Below are 19,354 nucleotides of genomic sequence, written 5' to 3'. Positions count from 1 at the left end.
TTAATGCACCTCTTTCTTTTGATAGGCAATTGTTCCCCGGCAGATCGTCAAAACGAGTTCGTTTTGTTCATTTAGAACAATCAAATCAGCATCTTTTCCGTTCTCAATCGATCCCTTATGATCAAAAACGCCGCATTGCAGTGCCGGATTAATCGCACCCATTTGTACAACATCGCTCAGTGTTGCATCAGTAAAAGCAAGGATATTTCGCAACGAATCCTTCATTTTCAATACACTGCCTGCGATCGTACCGTCTTTAAGCAAGGCAAGTCCATTATCAACAAACACATCCTGACCACCAAGATCGTAAACGCCTTTATTCAGACATTTTGCACGCATGGAATCGGTGATCAGAATCATTCGATCACTGCCCTTTAGTTTATAGGCTAGATTCACCATTCCTTGACACACATGATGTCCGTCGCAAATCAACTCAGTGTATAAATCATGGTGCAATAATGCTCCTCCAAGAATTCCCGGCTCGCGATGGTGCATACCTCTCATTCCATTGTACAGGTGGGTAACTTGTGTTGCCCCTGCATCAATCGCCCGAATAACATCCTCATCAATACCGTTCGTATGACCGATTGACGCGACAACCTTTTGTTTTTTTAAATGACGGATAAAATCTAATCCGCCTTTAACTTCTGGCGCCATCGTTACTTCCTTAATACGGTCCCCACAGAGTTGCTGCCAATGGTCGAATAAATCACAGTCTGGTTCAAGAATATACTCTTCAGGCTGTGCTCCGGTCTTTTCCTTATTAATAAACGGACCTTCCAAATGAATTCCGATGATTTCCGCTTCTCCACGTTTCTGATGACCGATCAATTCACCAGCATTGACTAAGGCTTTTTCTATTAGAGGAACTGACTGCGTGATCGTTGTCGCTAAAAATGATGTTGTCCCTTCTTTAGCAAGAGCAGTAGCTATCGTACTCAATGCCTCGGGAGTTGCATCCATTGTATCTGCACCGTTTGCACCATGAATGTGCATATCAATCATGCCCGGTAAACACTTGTAAGTTGAAGGAAATTGCAATGTCCGGTCCGCCGTCTGATTTTCATTTGATCCAATACTGACAATTTTGTCCTTATCGATCAGAAGACTGCTTTTTTCTAACCATTCATTTTGACTGTAAATAGAACATCCTTCAATTTTAGTCGTCATACGATCGCTTCCTTTTTTCTTTTATTTTATCACTCATTAGAATTACTTGTCTAGACATCTATACGTTAAAAATTATTTTCATTGCTTTCTTAAATCACGATCTTTTCTGTCATTGTTCATTCGCATAAACGAGGGATCCTTCTTCTTCTCAATCATCTCTCTTTGTGTGGATAGTGGATAGCGTGACTAAAGGCTTTGATCATTAGTTTAACCCCTCGTTTTTATAGGTGTCCTCCGAAGCCCGTATATTTCCGCTCTGAAAAAGCTCTGAGACTAATTCCACCAAATAAATATAGCGCTTTCATAATTATTCATAAGCATTACATCAGTATAAACTGCCATTCCATTCAAAAATAAACACTTAATAATGTCCTGATGAACCGAAGTAGCTGCATGGACAAATGCAACTTGAATTGTCCAATGTTCTCACATTTCGTGCACAGAAATAAAAATCAACCTGTGCCATTTTAAAATAAATCGGCAAATATGCTTTTGCAGCAATTGAACCGATCCCAATAACACTTACTTTGAGCATTGAACACCCCCCTGACTGAAATTTATTAGTACTCACTTTTTTCTATTGTAAAAACCCCCATGAATAGCTAATTCATAGGGGTTCATTACTCATTTCATTTGATGATTGATCGCTTTCATCATCTGATTAATCTTCTTTTGCGACGGTTGCTGACCCATTTGAGCCATCATGACACGCAACATGTTTTCATTAATCGGCGGATTCTTTTTTAGGTAATTCATCATATATCTACGGGCGATTAAAAAGCCGAGGATCAATCCGGCTGCTAGGCAAATCACGCCCACGAGTATGTATAACCAGAGCATGCGTCTGCTTCCTCCTTGTGTCAAATGTCCATAGTTCAGTTTACACTATCACGCGAATTCAGGTCAACCTCATACCCATGAAACATAGCCTTTTCCGCACATTTTCGGCTGGAAGACAAAAAAAAGAAAGCGTGTTCTTATAAATTAAGAAATGCTTTCTTCTGAAGGAGGATGAAAAATGGCCATTAATGATAAATAATCATTAATGGAATAGAACTTTGCAATCACAAATTAAAAAGCAAAAAGGAAAAGACAATTGTAGCAGTACATTGTCAAATCATTCCCTTTGTTATATAACAGTATATCACAAAACACTTTTTTTGCCAATTCTGCGGCTAAGATTTTTAACGATTCTTTAATTGATTATCTGTTATCGGGATAATCAACTTTTGATTCGGAACAATATGATTTCGAACTAGACCATTATTGTCTTTAACCCAGGTAACAAATGCATGTTTCGTGAGCTTAGGATTATTAGCATGGTATGTTGTAGCAATTGACCACAACGAGTCACCGGATTTCACTGTAATTTTGACATAATTATTCTGATCGGCAGCAACCGTATTTGTTAAAGTAAAGAAAAGAATGACTGTCATAATACAAAATAATACAATAAATGAAATTCCCTTTGTTTTATTATGTGCATGAGTATTCATCTTGTTTTACCTCCGCTAGGAATATTTGTTCTCAAGAACGCTTGTTCGTTTGTTTTCTTCATTTTAATACGAACGTACATTTGTGTCAATGCTTATTTTAGAACAAATGTTTGCATCTGAATTTCCCAGATGATATACTATTGACAAGATAAGGAAAAGGAGAAGTATCATGAAACTCTCAACTCGGCAGCAATCTATACTCGATTTTATTAAGCATGAAGTTGCGATTAAAGGATATCCGCCATCGGTCCGCGAAATATGTGACGCTGTGGGGTTAGCATCCAGCTCAACGGTACACGGTCATCTTGAAAGGCTTGAGAAAAAAGGGTTTATTAGGCGTGATCCTACAAAACCTAGAGCAATTGAAGTGCTCGATCATGATGGAGACATCTATACAGAAAAGACAGTAAGTGTTCCTGTAATCGGTAAAGTAACGGCAGGACTTCCTATTAGTGCTGTTGAAAATATTGAAGAATATTTCCCTGTTCCAAGTTCAATGGTCGAGGATGAAGATGCATTTATTCTCAATGTCTCCGGTGAAAGTATGGTTAATGCCGGCATTCTTGATGGTGACAAAGTCATCGTCCGTCAGCAGCGGACTGCAGAGAACGGTGAAATTGTCGTTGCTATGACCGATGAGGACGAAGCTACGGTTAAACGTTTTTTTAAAGAAAACAATCATATAAGGCTCCAACCGGAAAATCCTTCAATGGATCCCATCTTGCTTGATAATTGTGTCATTCTTGGTAAAGTAATTGGTGTTTTCCGTTCGATTAAGTGATCTCAACTGCCAAGTGTATGAATGATTCTGAAGCCTTAGGGTACGAAAGAACATCTGTTCCTTCGTGCCCTTTTTCAATTGATTATTGAAGTATTCACAATTAGAAATGGCGAATTCGTATACATGACCCACTGAGTCGGTTAAAATGAAGAAAAGCACAAGGAGGGATAAATCTATGAACGATTTCCTGAAGAAAAGTTTTCTCATAGGGCTCGGCGCGACCATCACCAGCAAAGATAAGGCAGAAAAATTTCTGAATGACCTGTCAAAAAGCGGCGGTGCAGCAGCAGATGAAGCAAAATCGCTTCTAGAATCTTTCAATGAAAAAGGGAAAGAAAACACGGACAAGTGGCGCGCAGAGTTTCACAAAGACATTGTTGATGCAATTAAGGATCTCGGCTTTGTATCACAGGAAGAGTACGGGAGTCTTAAAGAAAAAGTGACGCTTTTAGAAGCTGAACTCACAGAATTAAGGCAAAAAGTATCTAAGAGAGAAAGCAGCGAAGACTAACCTGCACACTAGGTGAATGCTATGATTGGAAAACATATACGCCATATTAAAAGATATCAAGAAATTGTTTCCGTTCTCGTAAAATATGGCTTTGGCTATATTGTTAAAGATGTCGGTCTATTTCATTTACTTTCATTACCGAAACAGATTGCATCAGACTTCTCTGGAAATGGGAATGATCAGAAGTCTCTTGGACAGCGTATCCGTTTAATGCTTGAAGAATTAGGACCAACCTTTATTAAGCTTGGCCAGCTGCTCAGCCTGAGAACTGACATTTTACCAGAGCAAATTGCAGAGGCAATGCGCGGACTCCAGGATCGTGTCACTCCGATCGATGCCCAATCCGTCAAACAGATCATTCAACAAGAATTCGGTAAACCAGTTGCTGAAGTTTTTGCTCAATTTGATGAACAATGTATTGCCGCTGCCTCCATTGCTCAAGCACATCATGCAAAGTTAAAATCCGGCGAAGAAGTTGCTGTTAAGATACGGCGTCCGGATATTGAATACGTGGTGGAGAACGATATTGAAATTCTATGGGATCTTGCTTCTCTCGTTGAGAAACGCTATGAATGGGCTAGGACATATCAAATTATCGATTTGGTTGAAGAATTTTCACTGGCAATCCGCAGCGAACTTGATTACGCTATGGAGGCGCGAACAACTGAAAAACTGTTTGATTTTTTCAAGAATGATGTGAATGTGATCATTCCCAAAATCTATCGAGATTATTCGACAGCTAAAGTGCTTACCCTTGACTATGTTCATGGGTATAAATATGAAGAATTGATTAAGAGTCCGCCAAAAGATGTGTCCAACAAAATTATCTGTGAACGGCTTGTCCGGTCATTTCTTGATCAAGCCTTAATCTGTGGCATCTTTCATGGCGATCCGCATCCTGGCAACCTTTTTTTCTTCCCCGATAATAAAATCGGGTATATTGATTTTGGACAAGTTGGACATTTAAACGAATCGATGAAGCGCGACTTCGGCAATTTAATTATCGGTCTGATGAAAGGAAATACCGAACTGCTTTTCCGCACTATTTCCACGATGACCGTCATGCCGGATGACTTGAATGAGCGTCAGTTGAAAGACGATTTGGAAACTCTGCGCGAGAAATATTATCGTCTGCCATTTAAAGAAGTTCACATCGGCAAAGTCATTTCTGATGTTTTCGCTGTTACCAAAAAGCATCATATCGGTATACCCAAAAATTACACGCTCCTTGGCAAGGCCCTAATCACTCTGGAAGGCTTGATCACCACTCTGGATCACGACACGAACATTCTCGAGCTTGCGGAACCTTATGGGCATCGTCTGTTAATAAGAAGACTTGATCCTACTGAACTTTCAAAAAAGTTATTGATGAATGGTTACGATGTTGTTGAAAACAGTATGCGTCTGCCTTCCCTTTTACGAAAAACCTTAACGCATTTATATAAAGGCAAAACACGTGTCGAAATGAAACTGCCGCAACTGGAAGTTCTGCTGGCCAAACTGGATCGCGCCGCAAACCGGATTTCGTTCAGTATTATGCTGCTCTCACTCAGTATCATTTTGGCAAGCATTATTCTTGGCGAAACGTTCGGGTCGCGTTCATTAATCACAAATGTGCCCATTATCGGCATTGCAGTAACCATTGTGCTTTTCATGTTTATGATCGTTCTTTTGTCAATTTTTCGTTCCGGCCGTTTCTAAGTGCTTCTGTTCCATAAATTGATCATTTGAGCGTTCTTCTAGAGTATCTGCCGGTACAAAAAATAAATAGTAGAAAGCGGATAATATGGTCACGGCACCGACAATCAAAAATAGAGATTCAACAGACAAATAAACCGGAAAAGATAATGTGATCAATCCAAGTGTCAGTGATTGAGAAAGCATTAAAATCGGCGTACTCCAGCTTTCCACTCTCCCCATCATTTTTGGATTCACCAGATGCGGCATCCATCCGCCGATCGCAACATTGACCAAAGGAATCAACAGGGTTGCAAGAAAGATCATAATTAAAAACATATATACAGTCGGCACGTATCCTGCGCCGATCATAAACACACCGCTGACAAGCAATCCGGCAATGATCATCGAACGAAAGCGGCATTTTCCTGCACACAAGGCGGCAATGAGACTTCCAATTAAAATACCTAATCCTGCAATTACTCCGGTCCACACGGAAAATAACTCGTAAGAATCGGGAACAAGCTTATATTTCAAAATAAAAATGAGCATAACGCTGCATCCGCCATTAATGATACCGAAAATTGCAAAACTGGCAACGAGCGAAGTCAGCAGTTTATCTTTAATGATATAATGCATACCCTGATTAAAATCGGAAATAATTGAGCGGAATTTTGTTTTCTGCCAATCGTGGACACCATTAGGCAAACGAACGTCGCTTTTAATATAAGGGTGACGAATCAATAGTGCTGACAGAACAAAAGATAGCGCATCAATAACAATCGCTCCCTGCAGACCAAGATTCCAATAGACAAGTGCTCCAAGCCCATTTCCGAAAATCATAAAAACACTGCTCACCATTTGATTGAGACCTGCAGCAACTGCGTAATCCCCTTTTCTTAAGATCCCTTGTAGAATTGCTTGTTCAGCAGGAGCAAAAAATTTTGCGACAGCAGCGCGCAAAAAGATAATTGGGAAAATTAAACTAAATTGGCCGAGCATCACCACGGCAAACAAAACAATCGACAAAAGAGCACTGAGCCAATCACAATTTGATGCGATTTTTTGCCGATCCATTCGATCCGCGGCAACACCGACAAGCCAAAAAACAAGAAGTGACGGAAGTGAAAACATCAACTCATTCAATGAGGCTAGATAAGGCTGATGACTGAATCGATCAAGGAAGAAGAAAACGAGAGCTGTCATGCCTATGACACTCCCAAGCTGTGATGTAACAGATGCAGCAAACAACATTGAATAAGTCTTGTTTTTAAAAATAGCCAACACAGATTTCATTAGATTCCACTCATTTCCAAGTCATTTATTAACTCCATGAACAAATGATAAAATAAATGATTAGAAAAAGATTCAATCTGATGTTGGGTTTCCGTTCAGACCTCCGTCGGATTTTACCTCAGCCTTGATGGATAGATGAAACAAACGTGAACCGATTGACGGGTCAAACTTCGCTGCCAATCGATTCAATTTATTTTGAGCTATAATTACACTTTTTAAATCATTCTGCTTGTCTCCAAGCATACGGCTGCATTCCTCATAAATAAGTTTGATTTTTTGATTATCAATCCCTTTTCCAGCAAGAAAAAGTGTACCCGCTCTACCGTATTGCGGCACAACAGTGACCCAATCAGCATCTTTTTGATTGGAAATCATTCGGCAAACGCTCTTCTTTGTGAGGTCTGCGACAACAAGCAGTACATCCTGCCATTCAGCCGAAATACTTTTTACTCCGTGCTCAAGTCGAGAAAGCATTGCTTGATTAATGACATAGGGTTGCGAATTAAATGGCATATCGTTCTTTACCCTATTTAAAAGGGCCGCACTTCCTGTGCAAGCGATAAATTGCCTTTTTGAAATTCGAAGGAAACTCGGTTTATTTCCTAAACACCGCTTTATTTTTCCCTTCTCAATGACTTCCACCAAAGTACCATCACTTACAGCAGATATCCATTGATCAGTAGCAATAATTGAAACAAAACTCATAATTACCCCTCTTCTCGCTTCCTTTTATTATAGGGTCTTTAAAAAATTTTAAAAAGTGGGTTCAACTAAAATTGTTTCAATGGATATGAGCAGATAAATTTGCATTTTTCGCCAAAAGTCATAAAATGTACCCATAAGGTTCAGTTTGTTGTCACATTTATATAAATAGAACTCTTGAAAAATGATGTAAATCATGGTTCAAGAAAACAGCTTGATTCTGAGGAGGAACCCATTATGGGAAAAGTAAAAGCTAGTGAGGCAGTAGTAAAGCTTTTAGAAAACTGGGGTATCGATCATATTTATGGAATCCCAGGCGATTCAATCGATTCGATGGTTGAAGCGTTGCGTAAAGAGGAAAGCAAAATCAAATTTTATACCGTGCGTCACGAAGAAGTTGCGTCATTGGCAGCTGCAGCATATTCTAAGCTCACCGGAAAAATCGGTGTTTCACTTGCTATCGGCGGCCCTGGAGCCATTCACCTGCTGAATGGCATGTATGACGCAAAAATGGATCATGTGCCGATGCTGGTTCTGGTCGGACATATCCCTGCACGTTTAACCGGTACCGATTATTTTCAAGAAGTTGATACGGTTGAATTATTCAAAGATGTCGCTGTATATAACAAGAAGATTACCAGTGCGGAAAGCTTCCCGGCAGTTGTCAACCAAGCTATTCGTACGGCTTACCAGGAACGCGGCGTGGCTGTATTGTCAATCCCGGACGATATTGCAATGGGTGAAATTTCGGATAACGCTCCGCAGCTCTCTACTGTATTTGAAAAGAAGATACCCGGACTCGTTCAGAACGATTTGAATGATGCCGTAGCATTAATCAACAGCGCAAACAATCCCGTTATTTTAGCAGGAGTTGGTGCAAAAAGTGCAAAGAAAGAATTAAAGGCCTTTGCTGAACGCATTTCCGCTCCAGTTGCCGTGACACTGCCGGGTAAAGGTGCCCTTTCCGATAGTCATCCGAACTTTATTGGAAATATCGGCAAAATTGGTACTAAACCAGCATATGAAGCGATGAAGAGTTCCGATCTGCTGATTATGATCGGAACGGATTATCCATATGCAGCTTATCTGCCGGAAGGCGCGAAATGTGTTCAAATTGATATTGATCCAATTAAGATCGGCAAACGTTATTCTGTAAATGTTGGTGTTGTTGGCGATGCGGCTGAAGCCCTTGCCTATTTAAATGAGCATGTTACTCCTGTTGATGATCGTCCGTTCTTGAAAACCTGCCAAAGCAAGATGGCCACATGGTGGAAGTGGATGGATGAGGATCAAGAGAAGAAACAAACACCGATTGCTCCTGAAGCACTTATGTCAGCGATTGAATCGATTTCAGAGGATGACACCATCTATTCTGTGGATGTCGGTACGTCAACTGTTTGGTCAACACGTTATCTCAAAGTCTCAGAAAAGCAGGATTTCATTGTGTCAGCATGGCTGGGAACAATGGGTTGCGGTCTTCCCGGCGCAATTGCTGCTAAACAAGCATTCCCTGATCGTCAAGCGATTGCGATCAGCGGAGACGGTGCATTCGCTATGGTTATGCAGGACTTTGCCACTGCTGTTCACTACAAACTGCCAATTATCGTTATTGTTCTTAACAACAAGCAACTGGCATTCATTAAATATGAACAACAATCTGCCGGTCAGCTAAAATATGCTGTTGACTTTGGAGATATTGACTACGCTAAATTTGCTGAGGCATGCGGCGGAAAAGGTTTCCGTGTTGAGAAGTACGACGACCTCAAGCCTGCGCTCGAACAAGCAAAAGCTTCAAATGTTCCGGTCATTTTAGATGTAGCCGTCGATGTTGATGCTGCTCCGCTTCCAGGAAAAATTGTTATGGACGAAGCAAAAGGCTATGCTCGTTTCACTGCTAAGTCGATTGCTGAAAATCATAAATTAGAAAAAATGCCTCCAATGAAAACTGTTGTACGGAGATTCTTATAATCATTTGAGAGCAAAAAACGTTTGTTTGGGAATTAGCCCAAACAAACGTTTTTTTTATATTAAATCAGTATTTAATGATTTTCTCAGATAAACGTGAAAAAAGATCTGCCACTTATAAACGGCAGATCCTTTATTGTGCAAACATTTATTTTTTTACAACGGCATGTCCGCCGAATTCATTGCGCAAAGCAGCAACTACTTTTCCCGAAAATGTATCGCTCTCAAGTGAACGATAACGCATGAGCAGCGAAAGCGCGATGACCGGAGTTGGCACTTGCATATCCAGTGCAGTCTCCAACGTCCATTTTCCCTCACCTGAAGATGCCATGACACCGCTCAATTTTTCTAGATTCCCGTCTTTCGAAAAGGCATCCTCGAGAAGTTCAACCAGCCAACTGCGAATGACAGAACCATGGTTCCATACTTTTGCGACAGCTTGATTATCATAGTCAAAGTCGCTCTTTTGCAGAACTTCGAAACCCTCTGCTAATGATTGCATCATACCGTATTCGACGCCATTGTGCACCATTTTCAAGAAGTGGCCACTGCCTGCCTTACCCGTATAAAGATATCCGTCCTCGACCGAAAGTGATTTGAATAGTGGCTCCAAATAACTAAAAGTCTGTTTATCTCCGCCAACCATGACACATGCGCCATGACGCGCACCGCTCATGCCACCAGAGGTACCGACATCCATAAATGACACACCTTTTTCCTTGCACAGCTCATAACGTCGAACAGAATCGGTATATCGAGAGTTTCCTCCATCAAGGATTATATCTCCCTTATCAAGCTGCGGCAGCAGACTTAAAAGGGTCTGCTCGGTAGGAACTCCAGCTGGAACCATCATCCAAAACACACGTGGTTTCTCAAGTGCGCCAACAAGCGCATCAAGCGAAGTAAATCCATCAATGCCTTTCGATTCCTGCGCTTTCGTTACCGCTTCTTTTGACAGGTCAAAAGCCTTCACTTCAAAACCATGCTCAGACATATTCATGGCAAGATTATAACCCATCTTTCCTAAACCAATTAAACCGATTTGCAATTCAATCACCTAATTTATCAATTATTTAAGTCGCTCCAATCTTAGTTTAACCCATACAAGCGGCTTATCCAAATCAATTTTTTTATGAAACAAATTTATTTTCTAAGTACAGGCAAAATATTTCACATCCAAAAAGCAATCTGCTACGATTTTCTTGTTACATTCCAAAGGAGGGTTTTCGATGAAAACATACCCGCTTTCACTCTGGACTTTGGTGATTGGCGCATTTGCAATCGGAATGACTGAATTTGTAATCATGGGCTTACTTCCCAATGTTGCACAAGACCTCCATGTCTCCACCGCAGCTGCAGGTCAGCTGATTACCGGATATGCAGTCAGTGTTGCTATAGGCGGCCCAATTATTGTCATCGCAACCTATAAGATGGCAAGAAAAAATGTGCTTATGCTCCTCATGGCCATTTTCAGTATTGGGAACTTCTTTGCCTCTATCTCAATTAACTACGGATTATTAATGCTCAGTCGTGTCGTCACCGCAATCGCGCATGGCTCCTTTTTTGGACTTGGTGCCATCATGGCTGCAAGCCTTGTTCCCAAAAATAAACAAGCCTCTGCAATGGCGCTCATGTTTTCTGGATTAACTGTTGCTAATATAGTAGGTGTTCCCTTCGGCACATTGATCGGGCAACGCTTAGGTTGGAGAAGCAGTTTCCTTGTAATCGGCATTATCGGCTTAATCGCTGTCATAGGATTATTTGCTCTTGTTCCCAACAAAGAAAGCAGCAAAAAATCATCGTTACTAAGCGAATTAACTGTTTTGAAAAGCGGAAAACTGTGGGTCACCTTGTTAATCTCGTTGTTTAGCTTCGGCAGTGTTTTTGCATTTTTTACGTATATCACACCTGTTCTGCAACATATGACAAGCTTCGGTGATCATGCTGTCGACTTCACTTTGGTGGTTTTCGGTATCGGAGTCACAATTGGTAACTTAGTTGGTGGAAAACTGGCGGATTGGCGTCTCAATGAATCCTTAATTGGATTGCTCATTTCTCTTGAACTGTTGTTTGTCATTTTGTTCTTCGTTCAATCAAACGCGGTTTTAATGGTAGCTGCCGTCTTATTGTTTGGAATTCTCGCATTCGCCCAATCACCTATTCTTCAATACAGGAGCCTTGTGCTGTCACAAGATGCACCATTAATGTCCAGCACATTGAATCAGTCAGCAATGAATATTGGAAACGCTGCAGGAGCATTTTTTGGAGGGTTATCCGTTCAATTTCTACCGCTTAGATACTTAGCATTAACCGCTCCCCTGCTTTCATTTGTCGGTCTTGTTCTGCTTCTCCTACAGCTTTATTTTTTCCATACAAAAGTAGTCAGAAGTTCCGTTTCCAGCTAATGCCTGTTTAACATGTTTTTCGTTTTGATCAAGCCATTTTATCAGAAAAATGATTACGCCGACCTTTAAGATGCCCATAGATGGATCATTACACGGGGTCAGGATGAAGATGCATCGGATTTGGTTCCGGCTTGCGATATACATCTGCAAAAAAGATAAGCATGGCTAATGCTAAACTCAATAAGAAGAAATACATTGCAACACTCAGATATGGTTTGTATACTTTTTTATAGACACGGAATTGAAGATCCTTGTTCATGACCAAATGTGCATCTTGAAATAAAACCCCTTCCAAGTACAAATCTCTCTGTTCGAATAAGCCTTTTCCATGGATTGATAAGTCCAGAAAGGCATCCTTTTGTCCCGTAATTTTAGAGATTGTCAATTGATAGTCCATTTTCCCTTGAAGCGTATGATCGAGAACTAGTTCCGACAACCTGTCCTTCTCCATATCATCCGCTGAAATAATCTTTTTTGTTTTTTGTTTTTTTCCGGATAACGGATGAATGGTCAACTGATAATTTGCTTTGCCGATAGACCCAGCTTTTCCTAAAGCAATATGATCAAAATCACGATCCGCATAAAACGTTTGTCGTACTACATTTTGTTCAGAAACATGTGCATAGATACCACCCTTTCTCTGACTTTGGTTAACTGAGTAGCGATACTGCACATCTGAATCCTGAGTAATCGGCTTCAAATGAATCGCAGCGAGGCAGATCAAGACAATAAAGAAAAGATGAGCTCCTCGCTGTGTATTTATCCAAGGAAGCTTAAGGGATACATGGTTTCGCACTTTTTGCATAAGTCTCGTCAGCTCTTTCAGCCCATAGCAACATCCGATCAGCATCGGAAACAGAAAAAGTAAAGCGTATCTTGGCTCGGCTTCCCAAATAAAGATGTAAAAGAGATAGTTTCCAAAAAGCATGATTTGGATCAATAAACTTACGTCTACTTTTTTAAGTCTGAAAAAACGCATAACTGAACAAAAAAGCAGCATAAAATGGAAACAATGAAATATTTGAACAATGAACAAGACAAGTTGCTTCTGGCCACCGAAAAAATAATCATAGATAAGAGAATGATTCGAAGTATTGCCCATATACCAGTAGTAGCCCATGGAACCGTCCGCGTAAACGCGAAATGCTTTCAATAGCCACAAATAAGACAATTCACTTACTGATCTTGTTGTTAATCTTTTCTTAATTTCGCGCAAATTTATTTCTTTTTTTTGCGCCTGCGTAGGCTGCCCAAGAGTTTTCTTGAAATCGCGGATATTATAACGTCCCTGTTCTGACAGTCCCAGCATGACCCAGTGTGTGGTCGGCATCTTGTATTGCGGCATTGCTTTAATGTGAACTTTTTCGGCCAAGTTGCCAGTCGCCAGCTGCATCAATATTAATAAAATGATTACGCTCGTTCCGATTATGCACGCCGTTTTCAATTTTGATCTGAGAATTAAATACAAAATAATTGCTGGAAGAAATAAAATCAGATTTTGACGAAGAACGCAACCGACTGCTAAAAGAAAGCAAAAAAGGATTGCATCAATTGGTCTTCTTCTCTGTTCATATCGGAGCCAAACGTAGAGAAGTAGCGGAGGCATCATAATCATCAATGTATCCGAGTAAAAGTAAAGTGTGTAAAAGAAAATTGGCGCACATGACAAAACAAGAAGCAGAAAGATCGCACTCATCCTTCGTCCAAGGAGCAGAGAAACGACCTTCCAAGAATAGAAAATGCCAATATTGAGTATTGCCAAACACACCGCATGATCAACGATGAACAACTCTTTGTTTGAATGAATGGGCAAAAGATAGTAGATGATGTATCGAAAAAGCATAATGGGGATGTTATTAGGATAAATTTGAAAATAAATGCTGTCTTCACTGAGAGAACCGTTATTTTGGAGCAAATCAAAAGCTTTCATAAAGACATGGCCACCATCAATTTCCGGGGGTTGAATGTCTGCAAAGGCAACAAAAACAAAGCACTCAAAAAGTCCAATAAAACTAAACAGCAAAATAATGATTTTTTTTACATTCCGTTCTGAACAGGATGTTAGAAAATGATTAAATGAAAGAAAAAAAAGAAAAATAATCGCAACGTAAAAAAGCAGCATAAAGGATAAGTCAAATGATGAAAAAGCAATTTTTCCGTAATAACTACGTGAATTCATAAATATGGGACCAAGCACGCTCATAAGGAAAAAAAGTCCTGCAAAAAGTGCAAAACCAATGCAAAATAGTCGTATCAATCTATGTTTTAGGAACAGCAATCCGATTCACATCCGGGTAATAATTCCATTTTTCTCATTCAGTATTTGTTAAACTGCTCACATTTATTACAATATGAGCAAAATAATATTCACTTTCCACCTGCATCATTTCAGTAAGAATCTTGTTACGTCAGGTTACTTTTACCTTTTTATAGGTAAAAGAAAAACCGGGCAAAAAGCGCCTGGTCCTTACTTCTGCAGGACGCGGTGGCTTTCGCGTTACATACAGGACGTACTTTCACAGGATGTGATGACTTTCGCGGTTGCATACAGGACGTATGCGTATTTAGCGACAGCTCCTTTGATACTTGAGAGAGTTCCTTTTTTAGCATGGGTTTGTGTCTTTGTAGTGCTGAATCATCGCTCCGGTTGCTCGCATCAACTGAGCACGACCACGGACAGTCTGAGAGTCTCCTCAGACAAGCAGAAATCTGCCTGGTATCGCGCATCTACTTTGATTCTCGGCCAAGACACTGGTTTATTCGTTTAAATACGGGCAAAATCATATACTTGACACACAAAAAAACGGTCGATACATAATCGACCGTTCTTCAATACATCTATTTATAACACTTTTATTTTTGGGTTACAGGCTTTTTCCATAATCCCAGAATCAATCCTGAAATGACTGCGCCGACAATTATTGAAATCAAGAACAAGATTGCGTGATTGCCGAGCAGGACAACGAAAATTCCGCCATGCGGTGCAGGGATATTAATGTTCCAAAACTGAGTCAAACCTCCGGCAATTGCAGCCCCGATAACACTTGACCCAATCACACGCAGTGGATCAGATGCTGCAAATGGAATCGCACCTTCAGTAATAAAGGAAAGACCAAGAATATAGTTAGTAATACCTGCTTTTCGTTCATCTTCAGTAAATTTATGCTTAAAGATAGATGTTGCCAAGGCAATTGCGAGCGGCGGTACCATTCCGCCTGCCATAACGGCTGCCATCATAAGTCCATTTGTATTACCGCTGCTCGTGAAGACACCAATAGCAAATGTATATGCGGCTTTGTTAACAGGGCCGCCCATGTCAACAGCCATCATACCGCCGAGTACTATACCAAGCACAACAGCATTTCCAGTGCCTAAGTGATCAAGAGCGCCAATCAATCCCGTGTTCACCCATTTGAAAATCGGATCAAGAATATAATACATTAATCCGCCAGTAATCAATAGACCAAATACAGGATAGAGAAGAATCGGTTTCAAACCGTCTAACGTACGCGGAAGACCGCTGAATGCTTTCTTCAATAAGATGATTACCCAACCTGCAAGAAATCCGGCTGCCAGACCTCCAAGGAAACCGGCGTTCGAAGAGGCTGCAAGAAAACCGCCGACCATACCTGGCATCAACGCAGGACGATCACCTATGCTCATTGCAATATAACCAGCCAGAATAGCAATTAGGAAGTGAAACGCACCGGTGTCACCTCCTGCGATCGCACTCAACATTTGGAAAATGGTATTGTCTTTACCAAGTCTTTCAAATAAGAACGATATAGCAAGCAAAATACCGCCACCGACAACAAAAGGAAGCATGTGTGAAATACCATTCATCAAGTCTTTGTAAATTCTGCTCCAAATCGATGCATTTGCCTCCGGAGCATCGTTTTCAGAGGCTCCGCCTTCAGCGTGATAAACCGGTGCCTGTCCCTTGAGTGCTTTATTAATTAACTCTTCCGGCTTGCGAATTCCGTCACTGACCGGTGTCTGAAGTACCTTTTTTCCATCAAAACGTGCCATTTCAATTTTCTTATCCGCCGCAACAATAACACCGGAAGCGCGCTTGATTTCATCTTTTGTCAGCACATGTTTTGCACCTTCAGAACCATTCGTTTCAACGCGTATTGCTACGCCCATTTCTTTTGCTTTCTTTTTCAATGCATCTTCTGCCATATACGTATGTGCAATTCCCGTTGGGCAGGCTGTAACGGCAACAACAAATTTCTCTTCAGTTGATGGAGACGGAGTTTGCGTTGATTTTGCAGCTTCTTCTTTCGCTTCTTCAGCATCATGCTCAGCTTGTTTGTCATTAAAAAGTTGTGCGACTTCACCGGTCGTTTTCGCTTTTTTTACCTGCTCAACAAAATCATGATCAATTAATAAGCGCGATAACGCAGCAAGCGTCTGAAGATGCACATCTGCTGCGCCTTCTGGTGCGGCGATCATGAAGAACAAATCGGAAGGCTGTCCATCCAGTGCTTGATAATCAATGCCTTGTTTACTTCGACCGAAGACAACCGTTGCTTCATTAACTGCCTTTGTTTTTGCATGGGGCATGGCAATTCCGTCACCAATCCCAGTGCTTGATTGTGCTTCCCTTTTTAATATCATTTCTTTAAATAATTTCGGATCGTTAATTCTTCCGTTTCGTTCCAAACTAGCAATCAGTTCATCAATTGCGCCTTCTTTAGTCGTGGCTTGCATATCCAGAACCATGGCGCGTTCAATCATTAGATCTGTAATTTTCATTGTTGTGCAACTCCTTTTTCAGTTTCTGTAGAGCAACAAGATTTTTCTGAAATACCGTCTTTAACGGAACAATTCCATATAATAAATTTCATGAAAATTGGTCGTTTGGCAAGCACTTTCATTGTAGGATCAATCTTCGACTCTCTTTTCCATTAAGAGTCAGCTGAACGGTCTGCAATATAAACTACGGTTTTCTCTGTCATTAAGGATTGGCATCTTTCCGGTATTTGATCCGTAATAATGGCTGCCTTATCCAAATCAAACATCTTGCAAAAAGATATTTCAGAGAACTTACTGCTGTCTGAAACGACATAAGAACTGGATGCAAGCTGATGTGCACATCGCTTCAATGCTGCTTCTTCCGGATCAGGGGTTGTATAGCCCATCGACGAATCAATTCCGTTAACGCCAATAAATGCGGTATCAAAACGAAATAGATTAATATTCTGCATTGCAATGCTGCCAACGACTGCCTTTGTATTCGGTTTCATTAGACCGCCTAGCAAATAACACAATATTCTTTTGCGAACAAGTAATTCAGCATGAGCAGGACCGTTAGTGACAACGGTTACATTTGCTGCCCTAATAAAAGGAATGATTTCAAGTGTCGTGGTCCCTGCGTCAAGATAAATACAATCGTTATCCTTTATTTTCTGAGCAGCCAGCTTAGCGATCGACTTCTTCTGCTGAACATTCTTAAGCGTCTTAGTTTCCATGTCAGGCTCTTCATTGAGCTTTCGCAATAAAGACGCACCACCATGAATACGACGAAGCAAGTGACGGTTTTCCAATTCCTGTAAGTCTCTGCGGATCGTTGATTCGGAGGCAGCCAACATTTGAACCAGTTCCTGCATTTTAACAACAGAAGTGTCTGTTAAAATTTTCAGGATCAATTGTTGCCTTTCTTCAGCCAACATACTCATTCCTCCACAAAAAATATTCTACCACACTTTCAGCCAAAATCAATCAATTTGCTTCAAAAAAGTTCAGCGCTTACAATTTATCGCGATTACTAATGATTAAAGTTGAACGATTCTGATTAGTACGCTCTGCTGCCGATAAGAATTTCAAACTCAACCGTAATTATTGCGGAGGATTTTTCAAACCACTGTTTCTGTATTGCTTCAGAAGCATTCCACGCGAGCGGCGTCATCTTCATCAAGTCTCTGATTCCATCCTGATCCAATTGAACTGTATAACTTATCTTTTGCACGGATGCGTTTGGATAATGCTGTTGAAATAAACTGAATGTGTCCGCATTAGAATAGTGTGATTTTTCTGCGCCAAGTAATGAACGTCGGAGTTCCTTAAGATAATCACTACCCGGAATGACTTTTATTATTGATCCACCAGGCTTGAGCATTCGATCAAAGGTGTGGTAATTGGATGGTGAAAGTATGTTTAAAACAACATCAAATAAGTGCTCGTTAAAAGGTGAATGGGCCAGATCAGCTACAAACCAATTTTGATCCGGATAATTCTTAGCAGCTGATTGAATGCCCTCTTTTGCCAGATCAATACCATACCCCTGTATGTTATTTGACGAGGCGATTGCAAGAAGCTGACAGATCTTGGCAAGATGTGAACCCTCTCCGCAGCCGAGATCAAGAATACGAACAGACTCATTCTTTAGATTTTTTATTTGTTCAGCAAGAGCCGCAATCAGTGGGTCAAAGAATCGGTGATCAACAATGACTCTTCTGCGTGCCTCAAAAAGTACTTTTTCATAATGCGTATGGACCGGTTTCGTTACCAGGTTTACATAGCCTTGCTTGGCGATGTCAAACGTATGTCCTTGCTTGCACATCAAACTTTTTTGAGCAACACTATCCATATCAGCACCGCAGACAGGACATCGGAACATATCTCTATTTAAATGCAATTGTTCGGCGCAATGTATTCGTTTATTCATGATTTAACTCGACCTTCATTCCTTAACACGTATTGCATCATTATACCACAGTACATAACTCCTCAATGCTTCATAATATCATTGAGGATAGATATCGATATTGAGGATAGATATGATCTTTCAAATAATGTATATCAATGGAGATATTAAGCCTTAAAACGTATAATAAATTTATTCCTATATGAAAGGTACGATTAATATGAATGATGCTGCTACTCCATCAATTCCTCGACCGCTCGTGAGAACGAATCAATGGGTCATTGTACTAAGCGTTGTCGTATCGATGATTACACACCAGTACTGGCTGCTTTTGATTCCTTTACTCTCAGGACTCTCAGGGCTCTTCTTTCACTACAACCCTGTAATGGCATTAGCAAAACCATTCTTGAGAAAACTGCTTAGTACCTATATTCCGGAAGATAAACAACAGCAAAAATTCAATCAGACAATCGCAGTGTCCTGTCTTTTCATTGCATTCATTAGCTTTCTTCTGCATTGGACCATTGTCTCCATCATCTTTTCAATAATCGTTGGTCTTGCAGCTTTTATCGCTATCCTCGGTTTTTGCGTGGGATGCTACATTCACTTTCAATGGTCGCAATATCGCCAAAAGCGCCTGCAAGCACAGAATCAATCGAAACAACTCTGAGATTATCCATCTTCATCGAGGCTTGTACTGCA

Annotated in this window: 17 protein-coding genes; 6 read left to right on the top strand and 11 right to left on the bottom strand. The window is 40.6% G+C overall.

The features are described 5' to 3' along the window. From nagA to yneA, 4 genes are all read right to left on the bottom strand, one after another. Positions 1-1,170, bottom strand: a complete 1,170-nt coding sequence (nagA, locus tag AC6F33_RS08335) for an N-acetylglucosamine-6-phosphate deacetylase (RefSeq protein WP_255746457.1) — start codon at positions 1,168-1,170, stop codon at positions 1-3. 361 nt (positions 1,171-1,531) lie between these two features. Next, positions 1,532-1,705: a hypothetical protein gene (locus AC6F33_RS08330; RefSeq protein ID WP_500778105.1), complete on the bottom strand. Its 174-nt coding sequence runs from the start codon at positions 1,703-1,705 to the stop codon at positions 1,532-1,534. Between the two features lie 89 nt (positions 1,706-1,794). Continuing rightward, positions 1,795-2,010: a YneF family protein gene (locus AC6F33_RS08325; RefSeq protein ID WP_253060792.1), complete on the bottom strand. Its 216-nt coding sequence runs from the start codon at positions 2,008-2,010 to the stop codon at positions 1,795-1,797. Between the two features lie 344 nt (positions 2,011-2,354). Continuing rightward, a complete protein-coding gene (gene yneA, locus AC6F33_RS08320; RefSeq protein WP_255746454.1) occupies positions 2,355-2,666 on the bottom strand; it encodes a cell division suppressor protein YneA in 312 nt (103 codons plus the stop codon). Positions 2,667-2,835: 169 nt separating this feature from the next. Between yneA and lexA the strand changes: the two genes are divergently transcribed. The 3 genes from lexA (at position 2,836) to AC6F33_RS08305 (ending at position 5,659) form a co-directional block, all read left to right on the top strand. After that, positions 2,836-3,447: a transcriptional repressor LexA gene (gene lexA, locus AC6F33_RS08315; protein WP_255746453.1), complete on the top strand. Its 612-nt coding sequence runs from the start codon at positions 2,836-2,838 to the stop codon at positions 3,445-3,447. Positions 3,448-3,622: 175 nt separating this feature from the next. Continuing rightward, positions 3,623-3,958, top strand: a complete 336-nt coding sequence (locus tag AC6F33_RS08310) for a phasin family protein (RefSeq protein WP_255746452.1) — start codon at positions 3,623-3,625, stop codon at positions 3,956-3,958. A gap of 21 nt (positions 3,959-3,979) precedes the next feature. Then, positions 3,980-5,659 carry an ABC1 kinase family protein gene (locus AC6F33_RS08305; RefSeq protein ID WP_480947410.1) on the top strand — a complete coding sequence of 560 codons (1,680 nt, stop codon included), beginning with the start codon at positions 3,980-3,982 and terminating at the stop codon, positions 5,657-5,659. Here the strand turns inward: AC6F33_RS08305 and AC6F33_RS08300 are convergent. Both AC6F33_RS08300 and AC6F33_RS08295 read right to left on the bottom strand, forming a co-directional pair. Further along, positions 5,633-6,931 carry an MFS transporter gene (locus tag AC6F33_RS08300; protein ID WP_500778104.1) on the bottom strand — a complete coding sequence of 433 codons (1,299 nt, stop codon included), beginning with the start codon at positions 6,929-6,931 and terminating at the stop codon, positions 5,633-5,635. The genes AC6F33_RS08305 and AC6F33_RS08300 overlap by 27 nt on opposite strands. Positions 6,932-7,003: 72 nt before the next feature. Continuing rightward, positions 7,004-7,636, bottom strand: a complete 633-nt coding sequence (locus AC6F33_RS08295; RefSeq protein WP_500778103.1) for a hypothetical protein — start codon at positions 7,634-7,636, stop codon at positions 7,004-7,006. Between the two features lie 234 nt (positions 7,637-7,870). Here AC6F33_RS08295 and AC6F33_RS08290 point away from each other — a divergent pair, with 234 nt between their 5' ends. Beyond that, a complete protein-coding gene (locus AC6F33_RS08290; protein ID WP_480947413.1) occupies positions 7,871-9,601 on the top strand; it encodes a pyruvate oxidase in 1,731 nt (576 codons plus the stop codon). A gap of 145 nt (positions 9,602-9,746) precedes the next feature. Here the strand turns inward: AC6F33_RS08290 and gnd are convergent, their stop codons facing one another. Beyond that, a complete protein-coding gene (gene gnd, locus AC6F33_RS08285; protein WP_480948248.1) occupies positions 9,747-10,646 on the bottom strand; it encodes a phosphogluconate dehydrogenase (NAD(+)-dependent, decarboxylating) in 900 nt (299 codons plus the stop codon). 181 nt (positions 10,647-10,827) lie between these two features. Here gnd and AC6F33_RS08280 point away from each other — a divergent pair, with 181 nt between their 5' ends. Then, entirely contained in the window at positions 10,828-12,003 is a 1,176-nt protein-coding gene (locus tag AC6F33_RS08280; protein ID WP_500778102.1) for an MFS transporter, read from the top strand. 88 nt (positions 12,004-12,091) lie between these two features. Here AC6F33_RS08280 and AC6F33_RS08275 read toward each other — a convergent pair whose 3' ends face one another. The 4 genes from AC6F33_RS08275 to AC6F33_RS08260 all read right to left on the bottom strand — a co-directional run bounded on the left by AC6F33_RS08275 (position 12,092) and on the right by AC6F33_RS08260 (position 18,673). Further along, complete coding sequence (locus tag AC6F33_RS08275) at positions 12,092-14,260, bottom strand: glycosyltransferase-like membrane protein (RefSeq protein WP_500778145.1); 2,169 nt, start codon at positions 14,258-14,260, stop codon at positions 12,092-12,094. 596 nt (positions 14,261-14,856) lie between these two features. Continuing rightward, positions 14,857-16,761 (bottom strand): PTS fructose transporter subunit IIABC, encoded by a 1,905-nt coding sequence (locus tag AC6F33_RS08270; protein ID WP_255746439.1) that lies wholly within the window; start codon positions 16,759-16,761, stop codon positions 14,857-14,859. Positions 16,762-16,913: 152 nt separating this feature from the next. Beyond that, positions 16,914-17,678, bottom strand: coding sequence for a DeoR/GlpR family DNA-binding transcription regulator (locus tag AC6F33_RS08265; protein ID WP_255746437.1), 765 nt, complete (start codon positions 17,676-17,678; stop codon positions 16,914-16,916). Positions 17,679-17,800: 122 nt separating this feature from the next. After that, positions 17,801-18,673, bottom strand: coding sequence for a putative RNA methyltransferase (locus AC6F33_RS08260; RefSeq protein ID WP_480947416.1), 873 nt, complete (start codon positions 18,671-18,673; stop codon positions 17,801-17,803). A gap of 199 nt (positions 18,674-18,872) precedes the next feature. On the opposite strand from AC6F33_RS08260, the gene AC6F33_RS08255 reads away from it, so the two are divergent. Further along, the gene (locus tag AC6F33_RS08255; RefSeq protein ID WP_255746434.1) at positions 18,873-19,322 is read left to right on the top strand and encodes a DUF4395 domain-containing protein; all 450 of its coding nucleotides are present in this window, start codon (positions 18,873-18,875) and stop codon (positions 19,320-19,322) included. Positions 19,323-19,354: the final 32 nt, after the last annotated feature.

Source organism: Sporolactobacillus sp. BBK16-2 (assembly GCF_059878335.1).
Note: the sequence above shows the minus strand (reverse complement) of the source record. Positions and strands in the feature narration are given on the sequence as shown.